Source organism: Amycolatopsis sp. NPDC006131 (assembly GCF_040614175.1).
GTDB lineage: Bacteria > Actinomycetota > Actinomycetes > Mycobacteriales > Pseudonocardiaceae > Amycolatopsis_E > Amycolatopsis_E tucumanensis.
In genome coordinates this window covers 107,242-127,772 of sequence record NZ_JBEXTX010000006.1, presented here as the reverse complement: position 1 = coordinate 127,772, position 20,531 = coordinate 107,242, and the positions used below count along the sequence as shown (strand labels likewise).

The following is a 20,531-nucleotide window of genomic DNA, read 5'->3' as shown; positions in this document are numbered from 1 at the left end:
CCGCCGGTTCAAGGGGCACGGCGGATGACTCAGAAGGCGGAGTCCCCGATCGTGAGCCGCAGGTACTGCGAGATGGCCTCGGCCCGGTTTTCCACGCACAGCTTGCGCAGGATGCGCTTGACGTGGGACTTCACCGTGCCGTCGGCGATGACCAGCTCGTCGGCGATGCGGCTGTTGGTCGCCCCGGTCGCCATCAGGGCCAGCACCTCCAGCTCCCGGCTGGTGAGCAGGGACTCCAGCGTCGCGGACGAGCGCACCGGGATCCGCGCTGGCCTCAGTGCCGCCTGCGACTGGTTCGCGAGGTCGATCTCCGCGTCGGCGAGGTCCTCCAGCACCGTTTCCACCGTCCGCATCGCCTCGCGCACCTGCTCACGTTGCTCCCTCAGCCGGCGCAGCAAGACGGCGCGCTCGAAGATCCGGCCGAACGCGTCGGCGAACGCGCCGAGGATGTCCCGGTCCAGCGTGGTGACCCGACGGGACTCGTAGTCGGCGTGCAGGAACCCGATGACCCGGCCCGTTGGCATCAGCGGGGCGGCGACGTAGGAGTTCAGCCGGGACGCCTGCACCAGTGGTCCGTGGACGCGAGGGTCGTTGCGCGGGTCGGTGACCAGCGCGGGTTCGCGCCTGCGGACCATCTCGGTCTCCAGCACCAGGGTGTCGAGCGGGATCTCCGGCAGCGTCCGAATCCACTCGCGGAACGCTCGTTCCGGGTCCCGGTTGGTCACGGCGAAGCTCTTCCACGGCCGCCACAGCGAGCCCTCCACCCGCGACAACATCACCCGGTCGAACCCGCACGATTCGACGACCGCTTCACAGGCGCGGGCGAGCAGCTCGTCGGGATCGGACACCCGGCGCAGCCGGGCCAGCCCGGACTCCAGCGCGTCCCGCCGGCGCAGTCTCTCGCCACCGAGCAGCTCCCGGATCTCGGAACGCAACGCATAGGCGTCGGCCAGCAGCAGAGCGGCCTCGGCCGGCCGGTCCGCCTCCGGCAGGTGGTCGCGGAGCACGCCGATGAGGACCGCCAGCGGACCGTCGAACGCCGCCGGATCATCGCCCGCGGGCGCCGCGGCGTCGAGGATCGGCCCGGCGAGGGCGGCCGCCTCGTCCAGCAACGCCCGGCCCCGGCCGGCCAGCTCCGCTTCCTTGCGCACCCGCTCACAATAACGATCGTTCACGCCAATGTGCTAGATTTCGCGGCGTGGACAGGGACCGCAAGATCCTGGACACGGCCGCGGCCGTGTTCTACGAGAAGGGGTTCCACGGGGTCGGGGTCGACGAGCTGGGCAAGCGCGCCGGGCTGAGCGGACCGGCCCTGTACCGGCACTTCTCGGGCAAGGACGAGATCCTGGCGGCGTTGTTCAACGAGGCGCTCGACGAGCTGGTCAGCGCCACCGCGCCGGTGCACGACGACCCGGCGGAAGACCTCGAACGGCTGATCCGGCACCACGTCGGGTTCGCCGTCGGGCACCGGCACCTGGTGAACATCTACCAGCGCGAGGACCGGTCGCTGGTGGACCCGTGGAAGCGCCAGTTCGACCGGCGGCGCCGCCAGTACGTCGGACGCTGGGAGGCGGTGGTCGCCCGGTGCTTCCCGCACGCCGGCGCGGACGAGATAGCGGCCGGCACCCAGGCGTGCCTCGGGGTGATCTTCTCGATCGCTTACTGGCCCGCGAAGCTGGCCCAGGCCCCCGCGCTGGCCGATCTGATCGCCGGCTTCGCGAGCGAGGGTCTGGCCACGCTGCGCCGCTGAGTTCAGCCCTTCCGGAACCCGAACATCGACCCGGCGATCCGGCGCAACTGCAACTCGTCCGAGCCCTCGGTGATGCGGTAGCGCCGGTGGTGCCGGTAGATGAACTCGAACGGCTTGTGCCGCGTGTACCCCACTCCGCCGTGGATCTGCATCGCCCGGTCCGCCGCGCGGCAGGCGAGCTGGTTGCCGCGCAGGTTCACCATCGACACCTTGTCCGTCACCCCGGTCCGGCCGTGGGTGTCCATCAACCACGCCGTCTTGTACAGAGTGTTGCGCAGCAGCTCCGCATCGGTCTGCAACTCGACCAGCTGCCACTGGATGCCCTGGTGCTCGTGCAGCGGCTTGCCGAACACCACCCGCTCGTTCGCGTACCGCACGCTCTCGTCGATGCAGAACTGCGCCGCCCCGAGCGAAGAGGCCGCCTGCCGGATGCGGTTCTCGTGCACGAACAGCTGCGCGCAGTCCAGCCCGCGGCCCACCTCGCCGAGCACCGCCGACGACGGCACCCGCACGCCGTCGAGCGTCACCTCCGCGTGGTCGCTCGGCATCGAGAACGTCCAGTGGTAGTACGGGATCTCGAACCCGGGTGCGTTCGTCGGCACGAGGAACGCGGTGATGCCCTCAGCCTTGCCGTACTCGCCGGACGTGCGGGCGAACACCAGGTCCACCTCGGCCACGTCGACCACGCTGTTGAACCGCTTCGCGCCGGTGATCACCCAGTCGTCGCCGTCGCGGCGGGCGGTGGTCTCCAGGTAGGTGGCGTCACTGCCGTGACCGGGCTCGGTCAGCCCGAACGCCATCTCCAGGTCCCCGCGGATCAGCGGTTCCAGGTAGGCCTCCTTCTGCTCCGGTGTGCCGTAGGCGTGCAAAACCAGCGCCAGCGGCAGGTTCGCCACAACCGACGCCTCGTGGCTCAGCTCGGCGTGCAATCCCGGACCGAGACCGGCCAGGTGCTCGCGGATCACCGCCATCGCCAGGTTCGTCCCGTCCCGCCCGCCGAGCGCGGCCGGCAACGGGTACCGGTAGAACCCGGCGGCGTCGGCGCGCCGCCTCGCTTCGAGCATCAGCTCCCGCCAGCGCCGGGTCGGGATGCCACCGCGGTCGAGGTCGGTGCGGGTGAACTCCCGGCGGTGGTCGAACAGCTCCGGGTTCGCGGCCTCCAGGGGACGGATCTCGGCTTCGATGAACGCGTCGAGATCCTTCACGAACTGTTCGACGTCAGCGGGGATGGACCACTCCATGGCACGACCTCTCGTCGGCGGACTTTCCCCCACGCTAGGAAGTTCCGCGGCGGCGCCCCAGCACGGCCGGAACCGGCACTGTGGACTTCTCCATCACTCGCGGCACCGGGAATTCCCCGCCGCCGCGAGAGGTGCTTGTGTCTGGCGCATGCGGACCTTGAACAGCATCGGAGAACTGCGGGCACTCGTCGGCACCGAACTGGGCACCAGCGCCTGGCACGAGGTCACCCAGGCTCGCATCGACGCCTTCGCCGCCGCCACCGACGACTTCGAGGACATCCACGTCGATCCCGAGCGCGGCGCGGCTGCCGGGTTCGGCGGCACCATCGCACACGGGCTCTACACGTTGTCGCTGGGACCCAAGTTCCTGTACGAGATCTACACGATGCGCGGGCACTCGCTCGGGCTGAACTACGGCTTCGACCGGGTCCGGTTCCTCACCCCGGTGCGAGTGGGCGCCCGCGTCCGCATGGTCGCCCGGCTCAGCGAGGCCAGGGAGATCTCCGGCGGCACGCGGTTCACCCTCACCCAGACTTTCGAGATCGAGGGTTCGGACAAGCCCGCGTGCGTGGCGGAGTCGGTCCTCGCTTACTTCGACTGAGCCAGCACCGCCCGTCCCCGCTCGATCACCTCGCCCAGTCCGCGCGCCGCGACGACGAGCTGCGGATCGGGGTCGGGGCGGCGCCGGTTGCGCTTGACGAACACCGACAGCGTCGCGGCCGTCTTGTAGTGGCAGTACGCCAGAAACCACGGCAGATCAGGCAGCGTGCCGCGCCGGATGCCGTGGTACTCCGCCAGCAGTTCCTCGCGGGAGGGCATTCCGCTGCCGGCCTTGACGTTCGCGTCGTCGCGGTGTTCGTGGAAGCGGTGCGGCGGATCGGTGTGCATCAGCAGCCACGCCAGGTCGATCCGCGGGTCGCCCACCGACCAGATCTCCCAGTCGATGACGGCGGTCAGGCGCTCACCGGTGAACAGCATGTTGGCCAGCCGGTAGTCGCCGTGCTGCAGGCAGGGTTCCACCGGTTGCGGGAGGCGGGCGGCCAGCGCGCGGTAGAGCCGCTCGTGGTGCGGAGCGATGTCCGCGTCGACCGTGTCCAGCAGGCGTGCCCACCGGTCCAGCTCGGCGCGCAGCGAGGTGGGACGGTCGGCGACGGGCACGGTTTGCATCCGGGCCAGCGTGCCGGCGGCGGCGCGGGCCCTGGCCGCGATGACGCCGGGCGCGGGCGGCCGGTCCATCACGTCCAGCAGGGGCTCGTAAGATTCGCCGGGCACGTGGCTCATCACGAACAACGGCGGGATCCCGGCATCCTCGGCCAGTACCCGCGGCACCGGCACCGCGGTGTCCGCCAGCAGGCGCATGATCCGCGCCTGGCGCAGCACGTCGCGGTTGCGCACGGGGGCGAGCCCGGGCGGTGCGACCTTCAGCACGACCGGGACGTCGGCGTGGCCCGGTCGCCGCAGGACCGACGCGAACGTGAGGCTGGAAACCCCGCCCGGCAAGCGGCGCAGGCCGAGCAAGCGCCCGCCCGGCCAGGGTTTCCCGGCACGCTGGAGAACGTCGTCGTGGTCGAGTTCCGGCACTCCTTCACTGTGGTGGTTCCGCCGAGGGCCGGGCAAGGAGCGTGTGCCTTCGCGCTGGAGATTCCCACAGTGGCTGGATCGCCGGCGCTCGAACCGGGCCCGGGCAACGGGTAAGAAGCGAGGCATGAACCGTTTCCGCCTGGACGGCAAGGTCGCCGTCGTCACCGGCGCGTCCTCCGGTCTCGGGGTCGCCTTCGCGCACGCGCTGGCCGATGCGGGCGCGAACCTGGTCCTCGGCGCCCGCCGGGAGGACCGCCTGCGCGAGACCGCGTCCGCGGTCGCGACCAAGGCGGTGGCCGTGCGTACCGACGTGACAGTGGTCGAGGACTGCGACGGACTGGTCGCCGCCGGAATGGACGCGTTCGGGCGCGTGGACGTGCTGATCAACAACGCCGGCACCGGTGGGCGGTACTTCCCCGCCACGGAGGACCCGCCCGAGCACTTCCGGTCCGTGGTCGACCTGAACCTGCACGGCGCGTATTGGATGGCGCAGGCCTGCGGGCGCGTCATGGGACCGGGATCGTCGGTGGTCAACATCTCCAGCGTGATGGCGCTGACCACGGCTAAGATGCCGGCTGCCGGCTACAGCGCGAGCAAGGCCGGATTGCTCGGCCTGACGCGTGACCTGGCCGCGCAGTGGGGATCACGAGGGATCCGGGTGAACGCGCTGCTGCCGGGCGTGTTCCCGTCCGAGGCGACCGCGCACTACAGCGACAACTACCGGCGCAAGGTGATCGACGCGAAGATCCCGCTCGGCCGCATCGGCGACCCTGCCGACGTGGCCGCGGCAGCGGTCTTCCTGGCGAGCGACGCCGCCGCCTACATCACCGGCGTGAGCCTCCCCGTGGACGGCGGCGTCCTGATCAACTAGCGGATCGTCACGACCACCTTGCCGACCGCGCGCCGGGTGTCGATCAGCTCCAGTGCCTCGCGGGCGGACTTCAACGGCAGCACATGCCCGGCCAGTGGGCGGAGCTCACCACTGGCCGCGAGCCGTTCCAGCTCGCCCGCCAGCTTCCGCGCCACCTCCGGAAACCGCGCCACGTAAGGATCGAGCGCGACACCGACCACGCTCAGGTCCCGCAACAGGAGCCGGTTGACCTTCACCGTCGGGATCTCCCCCGCCGCGAAACCCACGACCGCGAGCCGGCCGCCGACGTCGAGGCAGCGCAGCGAATCGGTGAACCGGTCGCCGCCCACCGGGTCGATCACCACCGGCACACCGAGCCCGCCGGTGAGTTCGCGCACCTGAGAGACCCAGCCGTCGTCGCTGAGCACGACGTCCTCGGCGCCGGCTTCGCGAGCGACGCGCGCCTTGTCCGGAGTGGACACCACCGCGATGGGTCGTCCGCCGAGTGCCCGCACCAGTTGGACCGTCGCCGTGCCGACCCCGCCGGACGCGCCGTGCACCAGGATGTCCTCACCCTTGACGAAATCCACCCGGTGCAGCGAGAACCACGCGGTCGCGTAGTTCAGGTACAGCGCCGCGCCCGCGACGAAGTCGAAGTCGCCGGGCAACTTGACGGTGTAGCGCGGAATTCCGAGCGCCCGCTCGGCCAGCGCGCCCCACACGGTCAGGCTCGCCACCCGGTCGCCCGGCCGGAACCCGGACCCCTCCGGCGCTTCCAGCACCACGCCGGCGACCTCGCCGCCCGCCACGTAGGGTGGCGGCGCGCCGTGCTGGTACTGCCCCCGGGTCTGCAGCAGGTCGGGGAACGACACCCCGGCCGCGTGCACGTCGATCAGCAGGCGGTCCCCGTCCGCCCAGGGGTGGGCGCCGACGGGCTCGGGCGCGTCGGTCACCGCACCACCGGCGGGACCGGTCAGCTCGGTCATCACGAAGGCGCGCATGCTCACCGCCGGACCATGGTCGAGGTGACCGACCGGGTGTTGAGGCTGTCCCCGCCGTCGACGGTCAGGATCTGCCCGGTCACGCGGGAAGCGGCGGGCGAGGCGAAGAACGCGACCGCCCCGGCGATGTCCTCGGGCCGCACCAGGCCACCGGGCATGCTCTCGGTCCAGGCGTCCACGATGTCCTGGGGCATCGACAGGACACCGGAACTGGCGGTCATCCCGGGCAGGACGGCGTTGGCGGTGATCCCCGTGGTGACGTTCTCCGCGGCGACCGTCTTGACCAGGCCCAGGAGCCCGGCCTTGCTGGTGCTGTAGGACACCTGCCCCGGCAGCCCCTGCGTTCCGGCGGTGCTGGACACGATCACGATGCGCCCGAACCCGCGTTCCCGCATGCCGCGCAGGCACGCCTGCAGCACGCGGAAGGTTCCGGTGAGGTTCACCGCGAGGTCCTTGTTCCACCGCTCCAGCGAAAACCCGTGCGCGGAACCGAACATCGTGGTGAGCCCGGCGTTGCCGACGTAGACGTCGATGTCGTCCAGGGGCGGCAGGTCGTCGGTGGCGATGTCGGCCTGGTAGGTGCATCCCGGCTCGCAGTCGAGGGTCTCCACCGTCATGCCGTCCGCCTCGAGCCGCTCCACGATGGCCGCTCCGATGCCGCCCTCGCGGGCGGCGCCGGTGACCAGCGCCTTGACCTTCCGTTCCTGCGTCACGCCGTCTTCCTTCCGTCTTCGTCGAGCCCGCCTTCGTCGAAGGCGGGAAGTGCCGGATGCCCCTGCAGACGGAGCACGAGCAGCGCGGTCTGAACGCTGAGCTGATCACCCGGGTCCGCGGCGACGTCGAACCCGGTCGCCTGCCGGACCCGGGCCAGGCGCAGGCGCACGGTGTTCTCGTGCACGCCGAGGCGCGACGCCGACACCCGCACGCTCCGACCGGCGTCGAAGTACTGCTGCAGCGTGCACAGCAGGTCCGCCACGGCCGCCTCACCGGTGAGCAGCGGGCCGAGGACGTCGTCGACGTAGGCGCGCACCGCGCCGACCGCGCTGTTGGCGACGAAGAGCCGCGCCGGGCCGAGGTCGTCGACAGCGAGGATGCGCGGCGATTCCGGGCCGACGAACCGGTGCACGCAATGCGCGACCTCGCGGGCCTCCCGGTAGGCGCGCGCGAGTGCGTGCGGTTCGCACACCGGCGACACCCCCACCGCCAGCTCCCCCAGCGACCCGTGCGCGGCCTGCCGGACGGCGGCCTTCACCCGGCGGACCATCGGACCTTCCCGCGCCTGCACGAGCAGCAGCACGCCCTCCGAACCCCGCGTGCCCAGCACCTCGGCGCCGAGGATCTCCTCCACCGCGGCGGCCAGCCGCTCGCCGTCGGAGGGCTCCCCCAGGACGTAGGCGAGCACGCGCCGGGCGTCCACGTCCACGCCGAGGTACTCGCCGCTGCTGCGTAGATCGTCCACCGTGGACGAGCCGCGGACGAGCTGGCGCGCCAGCGACGAGCGCGCGTTCCAGGCGACCGCGGCCACACGACGCTGCACCGCGAACTCGGTGGCCACGTGCCCGGCCGCGCGGCGAGCGATCTCCCGGTCGTTGGCGCGGAACGCGGACGGGTGTTCGACCAGGACGAGCCACCCGAACGTCTCGCCGTGGCGGTCAGCCGGAACGACGAGATGCCGGTGGGTGAGCCCGTCGAGGCGGGCCGGGACCATGCCGTCGCGGGCGCCGATCTCGCCCAGCGAACGCAACCGGATCGGGCTCGCGCCGTGCGGACTCGCCGACGCCACCAGCCTGTGCTGCGCGTCGTAGAGGACCACCACCTTGCCGGTCAGGTCGGAGCAGGCGTGGACCAGCGCGGCCAGTCCGCCGGGGCCGCCGGCCAGCGCGCTCAGGCGCCGCTCGGCGGTCAGCTCGACGGCGAGTGCGTCGTTTTCGGCCAGCGCGGTCCGCACGATCTCGCCCAGCGCCGCCAGCCGTCGCAGCGCGGACTCGTCGAGTTCGGCACCGTCGAGAACCAGCACGCCCGCCCTGCCGAGCGGCACGGATGGCGCGTCACGCGGGACCGGATCGTCGGCACCCACCACCCGCGCCCGCCCGCACCCGGCGATCACGGCGGCGTTCTCCAGCGCCGCGCGCAGGATGTCGCGGCTCACCGCCGGGGCTCGGTGAGCTTGGCCTTGATGTCGTCGCGCAGGACGTGTTTGCGGACCTTGCCGGTGGCGGTGAGCGGCAACCGGTCGAGCAGTTCGAGCCGCTCGGGCAGCTTCGGTGTCGCGACATCGCACCCACGCAGATACTCGGTCAGCTCGGCCAGGGTCGGCGTCTGCCCGGCCACCGGAACGACGTAGGCGCAGACCCGTTCCCCCAGCCGTTCGTCGGGCATGCCGACCACGGCGACCTCGTCGACCTTGGGGTGGTCGACAAGCAGGTCCTCCAGCTCGCGAGCGCTGATGTTGAGCCCGCCGCGGATCACGATGTCCTTGAGCCGCCCGGTGACCCGGACGTACCCGTCGGGGTCCATGAAGCCGAGGTCGCCGGAACGGGAGTAGCCGTCGGGGGTGAACAGCGCCGCGGTCTGTTCGGGGTCGCGGTAGTACTGCAGCATGTGGCTCGGCCCGCGGTAGGCGATGTCGCCTTCGGTGCCGCGCGGCACCTCCTCGCCGAGCTCGTCGACGATCTTGACGGAGGCGCCCGCGATCGCGGCCCCGTCCGAGGTCGCCGAGCGCTCCGGCGGGTCGTCGATCGTGCACATGGTGGTCAGGAAGTTCTCCGACCGGCCGTAGAGACTCAGTACCCGGCAGCCGGCGAACTGCTCGCTCGCGCGGCGGACGATCGAACCGGGGATCGGCGAGCCCGCGCACACCCACAGCCGCAGACTGCTCGCGTCGTGGCGGTCCGGGTCGTAGGCGGCGGTGAGCATCTGCAGGAACGGTGTCGCGGTGACCGCGGCGGTGCAGCCGTGTTTCGCGATCCGCTGCAGGCCCTCCTCCGGTTCCCACGCCTCCATGAGGTGCGAGGAGGCGCCGGTCAGCATCGGCAGCACGACGCTGGTCACCAGGCCGGTGCTGTGCGTGACCGGGGATGGCCCGAACTGGACGTCGTCCTCGGTGTAGCGCACGCTCTTGGCGATCGCGGCTGCGCTCGCGCGCAGGGTGTTGACCGTGTGCAGGCATCCCTTGGGCCGGGATGTGGTGCCGGAGGTGTAGACGATGAGGAACGGCTCGTCCGGGGGCGGCGACTCCAGGCCGGTGTCCGGCGCGTCGAGCAGCTCGTCGAGGGTGACGGTGCCCTCACCGCGTACGACGACGAGCGACTCCAGGTCCGGCAGGTCCGCGCGGAGCCCGGCGATCATGTCCAGGTGGCCGAAGCCCTTGAACTCCGCGCAGGTGATGGCGACCTTGACCCCGGCGTGCCGCAGGACGTAGCCGACCTCGGCGCCCCGGTAGATCGGCATGATGGGCACGAGCACCGCACCGAGCCTGCTCACCGCCAGTGCGATCACGGCGAACTCGGTCCAGTTCGGCAACTGCACGGCGACGCGGTCACCACACCGGACACCCAGGCGGCGCAGGCCCTCGGCGAGCCTCGCCGACTGGTCCCGCACGGCGGCGTAGGTCCGCCCCGAGGTGCCGTCGGAAACGAGGACCTTGTCACCGTGCGACGCGGCCCGGGCATCGGCCAGCGCGGACAGCCCGTCCTCCTGCCAGTACCCGGCCTCGTAGAACGCCCGGATGTCCTGCTCGCCGTAGTGGTCCTGCACGGTCACCGTTGACATGTGCTCGCCTCCGTAGAGTGGCCCCCGTCACTACATTGGGTCTGACTGTAGAATTATCAGACCAAAGTCGCAAGGGTAACTCCGAGAGGCCACGGCGAACGGCGCCGCCGGCGCGAACGACGGGATGCCGTCCGGACTCCAGCGGATCAGGCCGCCAGGCCGCAGCCGAGCAGCGCATCGTCGAGATCGGTCACCGCAGCCGGGCCGCCCGCGCACCAGCTGCAGCAGCAGGTCGTCCGGCCGGACGCCCGCCCGATCGGCCCGCTGAAACGGGTGTCGAGATCTCCGGGCGCGCCGTCTGGTCGCAGGCGGCGGCGCGGAGGTGAGCTCACTGTCGCCGAGCACGAGGCGGATCCCCTAGACCCGGCCGAACGGCACGCCCTCGGATGTCCCGGCCGGCGGCAGCGCCAGTGTCACCGGGCCGTCGTGCGCGGCCGCCAAGCCGGAGTGCCGCTTGGCGCGCACGGGGCCGACCGGCTCGGGCCGCCACGCCGACCGGCCGGCTGTTAGATTGGACGTGTGCGCCCATTCCCCTCACAAGCGGCGGGCGATTCGTGACCCGCCGCCGCAATCGCGACGACGAAGTGCTCACCGTCGCCATGAAAGTCTTCTACGAGAAGGGGTACCTCGCGGCCTCGCTCCAGGACGTGGCGGCCGCCGTCGGCATCAAAAAGGGCAGCCTGTACTACTACATGACCTCCAAGGAGGAAATGCTTTTCCGCATATTCCAGCAGGCCCATGACGAATCCACTGCCATCATGGACGAGGTGGACGCCCTCGGGCTGCCCGTGCAGGACAAGCTCCGGGAGTACGTGCGCAGGCTGATCGTCTGGTATCTCGCCAACAGGGAACGCGCCAACCTCTACTTCACCGAATGGCACCACCTGACCGGCGATTACGCCGAGACCGTGCGCGGGCATCGGCGCCTGTTCGAAAGCTACGTGCGCAAGATGATCCTGACGGCGCACGAGCAGGGTCTCACCAAAGCCGACATGGACGTCAAGGTCATGTCGTTCTTCGTGCTCTCCGCAGTCACGAGCGTGCCCACCTGGTACCGCCCGGGAGGGTCGTGGTCCCCGGACGTCGTGGCGAGCCAGACGGCCGACCTGGCCTGCACCGCCGTCTTCGGCGAAATTCCGGCGACGCGGTGAATCCGTGCCGGGCCGCGGATTCCACGGCCCGGCACGTGCGGCTCACCCGACGAGCCGCTCCTTCAGGGCACCGACCGCGGACGCGGACATCCCGTGCTCGGTCAGCCACCGCACCGCGCCGCCGCGGTCACGCAGCTTCGCCAGGAACGCGGACATGGTCGGCGCGTCCGACCGGTACATCTCCTCTGGCAGCCGCGACACGTTGGCGGCGTAGGTCGGGCTCGCCCGCAGCTGTGCCATGATCTGTTTCATACCCGCGGTCGTGCGCGCGAAATCGGCGACGATGTCCTCCTCACGGACACCCAGCGCATCAAGGATCATGGCGATGACCACGCCGGTCCGGTCCTTCCCGACCCGGCAGTGCACCACCACGGCCCCCTCGGTGGCGGAGGCGACGGTGGCCACCGCTCCGGCGACACTGTCCCCATGGTCGTCGAGGTATTCAAGATAGCGCGCCGCGAGACGCTCGCCGGTGGGCGCCGCCTCGACCGCGTTGCCGGCACCACCGGCGATCGGGAAGTGATGCACGCGGGCGCCCGCCGACAGCCCGGCATGCCAGCCCTCCGCGTCCAGCTCGCGCTGGGAGCGCAGATCGATCACGTCGGTGACACCGTACTCGGCGGTCAGCAACCGCACGTCCTCGTCGGTGGCCAGATGCGGGTTGTCGGAGCGGTACAGCACACCCGGCCGGAGCACCCCGCCGTCGACGGTCGAGAGACCACCGAGATCGCGGAAATTCACCGGGGACCGCACCACTCGGATGTCAGTCATCCTCGGTCACCACGCTCACCCGGCCGGTGTCGCCGTTGACGCTGATGGTCGCGCCGTCCGGGATCTTCTGCATCGCGCCAGGCAGGTTCACCGCGGGCAGACCGTATTCCCGGGACAGGCACGCGCCGTGGGACAGCATCCCGCCCGCCTCCAGGATCAGACCGGAGATCAACCCGAACACCGGCGTCCAGCCGGGGTCGGTGGAGTTGCAGACCAGGATCTCGCTACGCCGGACCCGCCCGATGTCCCGGAGGTCGCCGACGATCCGCGCGGTGCCGGTCACCGAACCGCGGCTCATGCCCACGCCTGCGAAAGTCCCCTCCAGACCGGTGTCCGTGCCGTCGTCGACCTCCATCGGAGTGTTGCCGCGCAGGTAGTCCGCCGGGATCTCCGACCTGGCGATGAACTTGTCGAACACCGCACGCCGGTTGCGCACCTTCGCGCGCACCAGCCTGCGGGACACCCGCCCGTCGAGCAGGTCGTACAGCTCGTACTCGGCCAGGTGGTAGAAGTCGTCCGGATCGTCGATCAGCTTCCGCTCGTACAGCCGTCGCCCGAGTTCGACGAAAGCCCGCTTCTTGCCCATGGTGATGGCGTCGGCGAACGGCCGTTCGTCGTCACGCAGGACCAGGAACCGGTGGATGTAGTCCAGCACCGCCTTGAACAACTCGGCCCGGATCGATCCGAACGGCTTGGCGCGGATGCGCTCGATCACCTCCGCGGTGACCTCCTCGCGTTTGGCGACCAGCCGGTGCTCGTTGTCGACCGGCGACGGCGAGTCCGCCGCGACCAGTGAACGGAGGCTCTGGAAGTCGATGTCGGGATCCTCCGAACGCCGGGGGTACCACAGGTCCCGGTCCTGGTGCCCGCGATGCCCGTGCGCGGCCATGAACTCGTCGTAGCGCGAGCAGAAGTCCGCACCCGCCGGTTCCTCCCGCACGGCGGCGAAGAACTCCGCCCCGTTCGTGCTCTTCTCCAGCAGCGCGACCACCGTGGACGATCGCCTCAGCTCGGCGGCCAGCTCCCACAGGTCGACCTGTTCCTGCAGCATCGCCGTGCGTTTCGGCAGCCCGCTGATGAGATCCTGGAAGACATAGGGGTTGTCGCCGTCGTACCACGCCGCGAGCAACTCACGCAGAATGGCGAACGCTGTGGTGGCGTACACGTGGAACGCCGGGCGCAGGACCGTGAGGTAGTCCTCGAACAGCTTGATCTTGCTCGCGATCTCCTTGCGCAGCTCGTGGTCGGACAGCAGGCGCAGTTCCGCGGCCGACGGCGAGTTCGCCTCGGCAGCACGGTCGTCGATGAACCGGTACACCGACTTGATTGTGCGCAGCGGCCCGTGGTCGGTGGTGAGTGCGCGTACGCGGGCGTACATGCGGGCCGCCTTGGCGGGATCGAACCGGGCGGCCCCCGCCTCATCCCGCCAGTCCGGCGGCAGGTTGTCCAGTGAATGCTTGCGCAGCCGCGCGGGCAGGAGGTTGCGGTAGTAGATCCGGTCGGCGTCCGAACTGAAGTACACGGTGTTCCGGCGGTACTTGAACCGCCGCATCTTCGCGAGGTCGTCGAAACCCCACAGCGTGAACAGGCGCTCATCGCTGTTGCGCAGCTCCCGGCCGCGCACGGAGTAGAACAGCGGGGTCACCGCTCCGGTCCAGAACGCCTCGGCCCAGGTGTGCGACCACACGGTCTCCTCGTCGTCGGGAGCGCTCTGCCAGGACTCGATGTCTTCCTCCCAGAGGAAGCCGGCGCCGGTGATGTCCCGGGACTGCAGGATGAACAGTTCGCCGTCGCTCACCGCCCACTCGATGTCCTGTGGGATGCCCTCGCACAGCTCGAGGATCCGCCGGCCCTGGGCGCCGAGTTCGGCCGCGGTCGCGTCATCGAGACAACGCCGGGCCGCGTCCTGCGCCGTCGTCGCGGTCTTGCTCGTGCCGCTGCCCGCCGCCGCGCGGTCGATGCGCCACTGCTTCGACCCGACGGTCGACCGCTTGACCGCCAATGTCGCCGCGTCCAGGATCAGCTCGTCCGGGGTCACGATGCCGGACGCGATCGACTCCCCCAGGCCCCAGCTCGCGTTGACGACGTACTCGTCGGTGCGCTCGGTAAGCGGGTTCGCCGTGAACAACACACCGGCCGTGTCGGCCGCCACCATCTGCTGCACCACCACGGCCACCTCTGCGTCCCGGTGGTCGAATCCGAGCCGCTTGCGGTAGGCCGCGCATCGCGGCGTCCACAGCGACGCCCAGCAGCGCCGCACCGCGTCGACCACGTCCTCGGCGCCCCTGATGTCCAGGTACGAGTCGTACAGGCCGGCGAAGGACGCGTCACCCATGTCCTCGGCCGTACCGGACGACCGCACCGCGACGTACACCTCCTCGCCGGTGCCGAGGGCCGAGTACGCCTTCGCGATCCTCTCGTCGAGGCCGCCCGGCAGAGCACCGGAGGCGATCCGCTCCTGGATTTGCCGGGTGGCGGCGGTCAGGGCTTCCGCATCCTCGTGGTCCACGTCGCGGACCAGCCCGTCGATTTCCTCCGAAAGCCCGTTCTCGGCGACGAAATCACGGTAGGACGCTGTGGTGACCACGAACCCGGGCGGGACCCGGACACCCGCGGCGGCGAGCCGCACCAGTCCCAGCCCCTTCCCCCCGATCACCGCCCGCTCCGGTGTGCCCGGATCGGTGAAGGCGTGGATGTAGTTCATCGCGTGCTTCCTCCTTGACGACGTCACGATGTCGATGCTGTGGTGCCGGTGTTCCCGGGTGCGCTTCCCCCGAGGTAGATCTCCTCGACGCGGCGGGAGGTGCGCAGTTCTTCGGCGCTGCCTTCCTCGGTGATCCGGCCGCGCTGGATCACGTAGGCGCGGTCGACCGAACGCAGCGCCAGCCGTGCGTTCTGCTCCGCGAGCCGTCGCCGCTGGGATCGCCGGCCGTGACGACTTGCCCGTACGGCGGCCTGGCCACCAGGAGAGCGACCTGCCCTGGTGCCGAACCGGCAGGAGGTACGGCAACTGCCGGGCGTCGCCGTGCACGATCTCCGCGTCGTGGTCATGATCGCTTGCGCGGGCCAGCTCGAGGTTGGCGCGGCAGTCCCCGACCCAGTGCGGTTCGTACTCCACACCGACCGCTCGCCGACCGGCGTCGAGCGCCTCCACCAGCGTCGTGCCGCCCCGGCCATCGGGTCGAAGACCAGCTAACCAGGACGCGTGTAGCGTCGGATCGCGCGCGCCTCTATCGCGGGCAGGATCTTCGCTAACCCGTGGGTGCGAGTTTGGGTGCGAACTATTGTCCACCACTGCCTCTCTCGCACCCATCCGCGAACTCCGCGCAGCTGAAATCGCAGGTAATCGTGCTGCGCCTCGTCGGACGGATGCCTCATAATCCCTTGGCCGCGGGTTCGAGCCCCGCCCGGCCCACCGGTTCTGACCAGCGGAAACAACTTCAGACGATCGACCGTAGTTGATCATTGGGTGAGGCCCCAGGTGCAAGTGTCCTAGGGTGATGGCGCGAACACGCCCTGAAGCCCGCCAGCGCGGCCGCATCGAGCAGCGCGGCGACAGCCTCCGAGTGGTGCTCTACGCCGGCATCGACCCAGTCACCGGCCGTCGTTCTTACCTGGCGAGACGATCAAGGGCTCCGACGACGCCGCATGGCGCAAGGCCGCCGGGACGCACTTCAGGCGAGAGGTGCGACCACTACGGCAACATCGTCCCACGGCTCGACACCAAAGCGCGTGGCCCCACCGAACCGAACCCGAGGCAAACCTTCTTCAGACAGTTCCCTCGCACCCCGCCGACGGAGGATGCACCGGCACCGTGCGCCGACCAAGTGATTGCCGCGAGCTCCATTGAACCGCGATCGGGACGTGTGGGCTTCGCCATGGGGCAAGTGAGAACCAAGAGTGCACCCAGGCCCGGCAGCTACCACGCGGTCGCCGAAGCTCCGGGCAGTCCACCATCAATTGCGGCAACGTGCGTCCGATCTCGGCAGCGTCGGCCTGGGCCAGTCACAGGCACGCAGCCCGGGTACCACTGGAATCCACCACTGCGGGATCAGGCCCGTGGTCGGCCTGTCAGCTCCACAGGAGATGGCCGCCGGCGAGCATTCCGGTCACGCTGGTGATCGCTGTGGCGATGAGCAGGGTCCGGGGCGCCACGGCGTGGCGCGGGAACAGCCCGGCCCACCCCGCGATCGCCACCACCACCAGCGCACCCAATCCGGCCAGGAGCTCCAGCACGGACCGTTCGATCAGCCCGGCCCGCAGCAGCACGACGGCGGCCACCGCGGCGGACAGCGCCGTCCGCCGCCACGCCAGCGCCGTCCGCTCCGGCTGCAGCCCCGGGTCCCGCTCGCTCACGGCCGGTGGGTCAGCACGACGAACACCACGACCAAACCGGTGAGTGCCGCGATCGTGCCCATCGCGGCCGGTAGCCAGTCCACCGGCAGCGGCCGCTGGTGCCGCATCGCCCGCTGGACCGTCGCCCACCGCCGGTGGGCGAAGGCCGCCAGCACGGTACCTGCCACCGCCAGCAAAACCGCCAGCCCGGTACGCAACCAGGCCACCGAAAACGACGGCACCAACTGCGCGAACGCGACCGCACCGGCGATCAAGGCCAACGCCGTGCGCAGCCACGCCAGGAACGTCCGCTCGTTGGCGAGGGTGAACCGGTAGTCCGGCTCCTCCCCCTCCTCGTACCAGCGGGGCGTCACGATTCGGCCAGGAACGCCCGGTAGGTACCGAGCAACGGATCGCCGGTGGCGTCCAGCCAGGCGAGCAGCTCCCGCCGCGCCGCGGCCAGGTCCTCCCCGTACGCGGGGTCCGCGGCGAGGTTGGCCAGCGAATGCGGGTCGGCCCGCAGGTCGTAGAGCTCCTCCGGGGCGCGGTGCAGGTAGAAGCCGACCCGGTCACCACCCGCTTCGACCATCGCCGGCCAGGTCAGGCCCAGCATGTTCTCGGCGCGGTACTCGCGAACGCCGTCGGACCAGGCGTTCCAGATGTAGCCGAACCGGGCGTCCTGGCGGCAGCGCATCTCGAACCGGCCTTTCGCGGCCGTCTCGTGGAACACCGTGTGCACCGCGTCGCGCCCGTCCTGCGGTTCCCCGCGCAGCAGCGGAAGCAGGCTCTGTCCGTCCACTCCGGACGGTACGGGCACCTCGGCGGCCGCGCAGAAGGTCGGGAAGAGGTCCAGCGCCGACACGAACGCCGTGTCCTCGCCCGTGCCGGGCCGGGTGACGCCCGGCCAGCGCACGATCAACGGCGTCCGGCTGCTCTGCAGGTAGCAGTTGGCCTTGGCGAACGGAACCGCGATCCCGTTGTCGGAAAGGAAGACGACGAGCGTGTCCGTCGCGTCCACGGCCCCGAGGACGGCGGCCACCACGTCGTCGCAGCGTCGGGACGAGCTGAGGTACTCGCGGTACTCCTGCCGCACGGCGGGCAGGTCCGGCAGGAAACCGGGCACCCCGACGTCGTCCTCGGGCCCGAACACCCGCGACGGCGCCGGGTACGTCGCGCGGGCTTCGGCGGGAAACCGCTCCTGCTCGGCCTGGCTGCCGGAATAGGGCCGGTGTGGATCGTGCGCGTTCGCCATCAAGAACCACGGCCTGCCCTGCTCGGCCGCCTCGGCGACGAAGGCCGCCGAAGCCTCGCCGTAGGCCGCGGGGCTGCGGCCCATGCCCAGCTCGCGCATGCCCCGCGTGAAGTCCCAGCCGAACCGCTCGACCGGTTGCAGGTGGTCGACCTTGCCGAGGATCCCGCAGAAGTAGCCGGCTTCGCGCAGCACCTCGGTCAGCACCGGGACGCCGTCGGCGATCGGTTCGAAGCCCTGCGCGCCGTTGCGGTGCGGCCACCGGCCGGTCATGATCGCCGACCGGCTGGGCTGGCACACCGCGACAGCGACGTGCGCCCGCCCGAACGTCATGCCTTCGGAGGCGAGCCGATCGAGGGTGGGGGTGACGCCCGCCGGGCCGCCGAAACAGCCCGGCGTGTCGCCGCCCATGTCGTCGGCGGTGATCAGCAGGATGTTCGGCGGCATCACGCACACCCGATCCGCAGGGTGGCGCGGACGTCCCCGAGGCCGCGCGCGAGCAGCAGCTCCCCGTCCGGTGGCAGCTCCACCCAGTTCCCGCTCTCCCAGCGGCGCCGCAGCCGCGGATCCCCGGTCACTTCGACCCGCGCGCTCTGCCCGGGTTCGAGGGTCGCGGCGCCCCACCCGACGAGCCGCACGGGTTGCCGTTCGTCCGCCGGGCGGAAGTACACCTGGACGACCTCGCGGCTGGTGCGGCCGCCCGTGTTGGTGACGGTGACCGCGACCTGGTGGCCGTTGTCGTCCAGCACGGCGGCGTCCGAGTAGTCCCAGGTCGAGTAGCCGAGGCCGTGGCCGAACCAGAACGCCGGCGCAGGCGCTCGGCCTGCCTCGTGGCCGCGGTAGCCGATGAACGGGCCTTCGGCGTACTCGAGCCGGCCGTCCACCGGCGTCACCGACCACGCGGGAGACGCGCCGTCCGCCGCGGGGAAGGTCGTCACCAGGCGCCCGGCGGGTTCGAGGTCGCCGAGCAACGCGGCCGCGACGGCGTGGCCACCCTCCTGTCCCGGCAGACCGGCCCAGAGCACGGCGTCCACCTGCTCCAGCCACGGCATCAGCACCGGGGTGGCAGCGTTCACGACGACCACGGTCCGGCGGGCGGCGGCCGCGACCGCACGCACGAGGTCGTCCTGCGCGCCGGGCAGCCGCAACGTCGTCTTGTCCACCGCCTCGGTTTCCTGCTCCTCGGTCAGCCCGACGACGACCACGGCCACTTCGGCGGCGCGCGCGGCGGCCACCGCCCGGCCGACCGCCTCGGTCACGTCCTCCGGGGCCGGGCGCGCGACCAGCCCGTACCGGCCCCGGCCGCCGGGCTCGAGGGTGACCTCGGCTTCGAGCAGCGCGCCCGGCTCGACATCGACGAGCAGGGTGTCACCCGGTGGCCGCAAGACCGCTTCGCCGACGTCGCCACTGGTGAGCCCCAGCTCGAACCGGCCGGTCCGGCCGCCGGCGCGCACTTCCCACGTACCGACGCCGATACCGCCGATCAGCATTCGCCCGCCTCGCGGCAGTCGCGCGGACAACCGGACGGCTCGCGGCGCCTCGGGCAGGTCGTCGTCGATCCCGATCATCGTGCTCGTCGCCGCGAGATCGCGTTCGCCGAGCAGCGAGCCGTCGGCCGCGTGCAGCGTCACGCGCATGCCGGGCTCGCCGGTCGACGGGTGGACGGCGAACTCCGGCCCGGCCGGGACCGGACGCTCCCGGACCTCCACGCCGTCGACGACGGTGACCGCATCGCCGAGCAGCTCGGTCAGCCCCTCGGCGACGCTCACCTGGTACGGCGGGTTCACCTGCGCCGAGCCGCCGCCCATGTCGACGGTGTCGACGGCGTGCCGGCCGACCAGCGCGACCGTCGTTTCGCGTCGCAGCGGCAGGACGCCGTCGTTCGTCAGCACCGTCATGCCTTCGGCCGCCAGCCGGGTCAGCTGCGCCCGCCGGGCCGGGCTGTCCGGCGCGGGAACTTCGCGGGCAGGCCGCGGGGTGCTGACGCGTTCGGCGAGCAGCAGCAGGCGGCCGAGGTGGTCGTCGATCACGGCCTCGTCGACCTCACCGGCCTTCACGGCGTCGACGAGCCGGTCTCCCCACGGCCCGACCGGACCGGGCATCACCAGGTCCAGTCCGGCGTTGGCCGAAGGGGCCGTGCTCGTGGTGGCCCACCAGTCGGACACGACCAGCCCGCGGTAGCCCCACTCCCCCTTCACGATGTCGGTGAGCACGTGCCGCTGTTCCGTGGCGGGGGTGCCGTTGACCCGGTTGTAGGCCGCCATGATCGACCACGCGTCCGCGTCGGCGACCGCGATCTCGAACGGCAGCAGGTACACCTCGCGCAAGGTCGCTTCGTCGACGACGCTGTCGACGGTGTGCCGCTCGGTCTCCGACTCGTTGGCCACCAGGTGCTTCAGGCACGCACCGACCCCGTGGTCCTGCAGGCCCCGGACGTACGCGGCGGCGAGCGCCCCGGACAGCAGCGGATCCTCGGAGTACGCCTCGAACAGGCGGCCGCCGAGCGGGCTGCGGTGCAGGTTGATCGTCGGCCCGAGCACGACGTGGATGCCCTGCGCCGAGGCCTCTTCGGCCAGCATACGCCCGACTTCGTAAGCAGTGCCGGTGTTCCACGCCGACGCCAGGAGCGTCGCGTTGGGGAACAACGTGACCGCCGGGCCGCCGGAGAACGTCAGGCCGCGGACCCCGGTGGGCCCGTCCGACAGGCGCAGCTCGGGCAGCCCGATCGCGGGCTCCGGGCGCAGGGTGAACATGCTCGCGCCGGTCAGCAGCGCGACCTTGGCCGGCAGGTCCAGCGCACTGTCCACAGTGGAAGTCATCGGAAACCTCTC

17 protein-coding genes are annotated in these 20,531 nt (G+C 71.0%); 4 read left to right on the top strand and 13 right to left on the bottom strand.

Annotated elements, in window-relative coordinates:
* Positions 1-29 precede the first annotated feature (29 nt).
* On the bottom strand, positions 30-1,151 hold the full coding sequence (locus ABZ215_RS06150; RefSeq protein WP_354948112.1) for a LuxR C-terminal-related transcriptional regulator: 1,122 nt from the start codon (positions 1,149-1,151) through the stop codon (positions 30-32).
* A 47-nt stretch (positions 1,152-1,198) separates the two neighbouring features.
* On the opposite strand from ABZ215_RS06150, the gene ABZ215_RS06145 reads away from it, so the two are divergent.
* A complete protein-coding gene (locus ABZ215_RS06145; RefSeq protein WP_354948110.1) occupies positions 1,199-1,750 on the top strand; it encodes a TetR/AcrR family transcriptional regulator in 552 nt (183 codons plus the stop codon).
* 2 nt (positions 1,751-1,752) lie between these two features.
* On the opposite strand, the gene ABZ215_RS06140 is transcribed toward ABZ215_RS06145, so the two are convergent.
* Positions 1,753-2,991 carry an acyl-CoA dehydrogenase family protein gene (locus ABZ215_RS06140; protein ID WP_354948108.1) on the bottom strand — a complete coding sequence of 413 codons (1,239 nt, stop codon included), beginning with the start codon at positions 2,989-2,991 and terminating at the stop codon, positions 1,753-1,755.
* 148 nt (positions 2,992-3,139) lie between these two features.
* On the opposite strand from ABZ215_RS06140, the gene ABZ215_RS06135 reads away from it, so the two are divergent.
* A complete protein-coding gene (locus ABZ215_RS06135; RefSeq protein ID WP_354948106.1) occupies positions 3,140-3,592 on the top strand; it encodes a MaoC family dehydratase in 453 nt (150 codons plus the stop codon).
* Here the strand turns inward: ABZ215_RS06135 and ABZ215_RS06130 are convergent.
* The gene (locus ABZ215_RS06130; protein WP_354948104.1) at positions 3,580-4,572 is read right to left on the bottom strand and encodes a phosphotransferase family protein; all 993 of its coding nucleotides are present in this window, start codon (positions 4,570-4,572) and stop codon (positions 3,580-3,582) included. The two genes, ABZ215_RS06135 and ABZ215_RS06130, sit on opposite strands and share 13 nt — an antisense overlap.
* Positions 4,573-4,696: 124 nt before the next feature.
* Here ABZ215_RS06130 and ABZ215_RS06125 point away from each other — a divergent pair, with 124 nt between their 5' ends.
* Positions 4,697-5,443, top strand: coding sequence for an SDR family oxidoreductase (locus ABZ215_RS06125; protein WP_354948102.1), 747 nt, complete (start codon positions 4,697-4,699; stop codon positions 5,441-5,443).
* Here ABZ215_RS06125 and ABZ215_RS06120 read toward each other — a convergent pair.
* Genes ABZ215_RS06120 through ABZ215_RS06105 form a run of 4 tightly spaced genes read right to left on the bottom strand, consistent with a single transcriptional unit; the run spans position 5,440 to position 10,194 of the window.
* The gene (locus ABZ215_RS06120) at positions 5,440-6,423 is read right to left on the bottom strand and encodes an NADPH:quinone oxidoreductase family protein (protein WP_354948177.1); all 984 of its coding nucleotides are present in this window, start codon (positions 6,421-6,423) and stop codon (positions 5,440-5,442) included. The genes ABZ215_RS06125 and ABZ215_RS06120 overlap by 4 nt on opposite strands.
* Positions 6,424-6,425: 2 nt before the next feature.
* A complete protein-coding gene (locus ABZ215_RS06115) occupies positions 6,426-7,136 on the bottom strand; it encodes an SDR family NAD(P)-dependent oxidoreductase (RefSeq protein WP_354948100.1) in 711 nt (236 codons plus the stop codon).
* Positions 7,133-8,572, bottom strand: coding sequence for a helix-turn-helix domain-containing protein (locus ABZ215_RS06110; RefSeq protein ID WP_354948098.1), 1,440 nt, complete (start codon positions 8,570-8,572; stop codon positions 7,133-7,135). Before ABZ215_RS06110 ends, ABZ215_RS06115 begins: the two co-directional genes overlap by 4 nt.
* A complete protein-coding gene (locus tag ABZ215_RS06105; RefSeq protein ID WP_354948096.1) occupies positions 8,569-10,194 on the bottom strand; it encodes an AMP-binding protein in 1,626 nt (541 codons plus the stop codon). Before ABZ215_RS06105 ends, ABZ215_RS06110 begins: the two co-directional genes overlap by 4 nt.
* A 554-nt stretch (positions 10,195-10,748) precedes the next feature.
* Here ABZ215_RS06105 and ABZ215_RS06100 point away from each other — a divergent pair.
* Entirely contained in the window at positions 10,749-11,345 is a 597-nt protein-coding gene (locus ABZ215_RS06100; RefSeq protein ID WP_354948094.1) for a TetR/AcrR family transcriptional regulator, read from the top strand.
* A gap of 42 nt (positions 11,346-11,387) precedes the next feature.
* Here ABZ215_RS06100 and ABZ215_RS06095 read toward each other — a convergent pair whose 3' ends face one another.
* The 6 genes from ABZ215_RS06095 to ABZ215_RS06070 all read right to left on the bottom strand — a co-directional run bounded on the left by ABZ215_RS06095 (position 11,388) and on the right by ABZ215_RS06070 (position 20,519).
* Positions 11,388-12,116, bottom strand: a complete 729-nt coding sequence (locus tag ABZ215_RS06095; protein WP_354948092.1) for a tyrosine-protein phosphatase — start codon at positions 12,114-12,116, stop codon at positions 11,388-11,390.
* Positions 12,109-14,820, bottom strand: a complete 2,712-nt coding sequence (locus ABZ215_RS06090) for a PEP/pyruvate-binding domain-containing protein (RefSeq protein ID WP_354948090.1) — start codon at positions 14,818-14,820, stop codon at positions 12,109-12,111. The genes ABZ215_RS06095 and ABZ215_RS06090 overlap by 8 nt, the downstream gene beginning before the upstream one ends.
* 1,367 nt (positions 14,821-16,187) lie before the next feature.
* Positions 16,188-16,472 carry a DUF202 domain-containing protein gene (locus ABZ215_RS06085; protein WP_354948088.1) on the bottom strand — a complete coding sequence of 95 codons (285 nt, stop codon included), beginning with the start codon at positions 16,470-16,472 and terminating at the stop codon, positions 16,188-16,190.
* Entirely contained in the window at positions 16,469-16,825 is a 357-nt protein-coding gene (locus ABZ215_RS06080; protein WP_354948086.1) for a DUF202 domain-containing protein, read from the bottom strand. The genes ABZ215_RS06085 and ABZ215_RS06080 overlap by 4 nt, the downstream gene beginning before the upstream one ends.
* On the bottom strand, positions 16,822-18,147 hold the full coding sequence (locus ABZ215_RS06075) for a sulfatase (protein WP_237337011.1): 1,326 nt from the start codon (positions 18,145-18,147) through the stop codon (positions 16,822-16,824). The genes ABZ215_RS06080 and ABZ215_RS06075 overlap by 4 nt, the downstream gene beginning before the upstream one ends.
* Complete coding sequence (locus ABZ215_RS06070) at positions 18,147-20,519, bottom strand: glycoside hydrolase family 3 C-terminal domain-containing protein (protein WP_354948083.1); 2,373 nt, start codon at positions 20,517-20,519, stop codon at positions 18,147-18,149. The genes ABZ215_RS06075 and ABZ215_RS06070 overlap by 1 nt, the downstream gene beginning before the upstream one ends.
* Between the last annotated feature and the right edge of the window lie 12 nt (positions 20,520-20,531).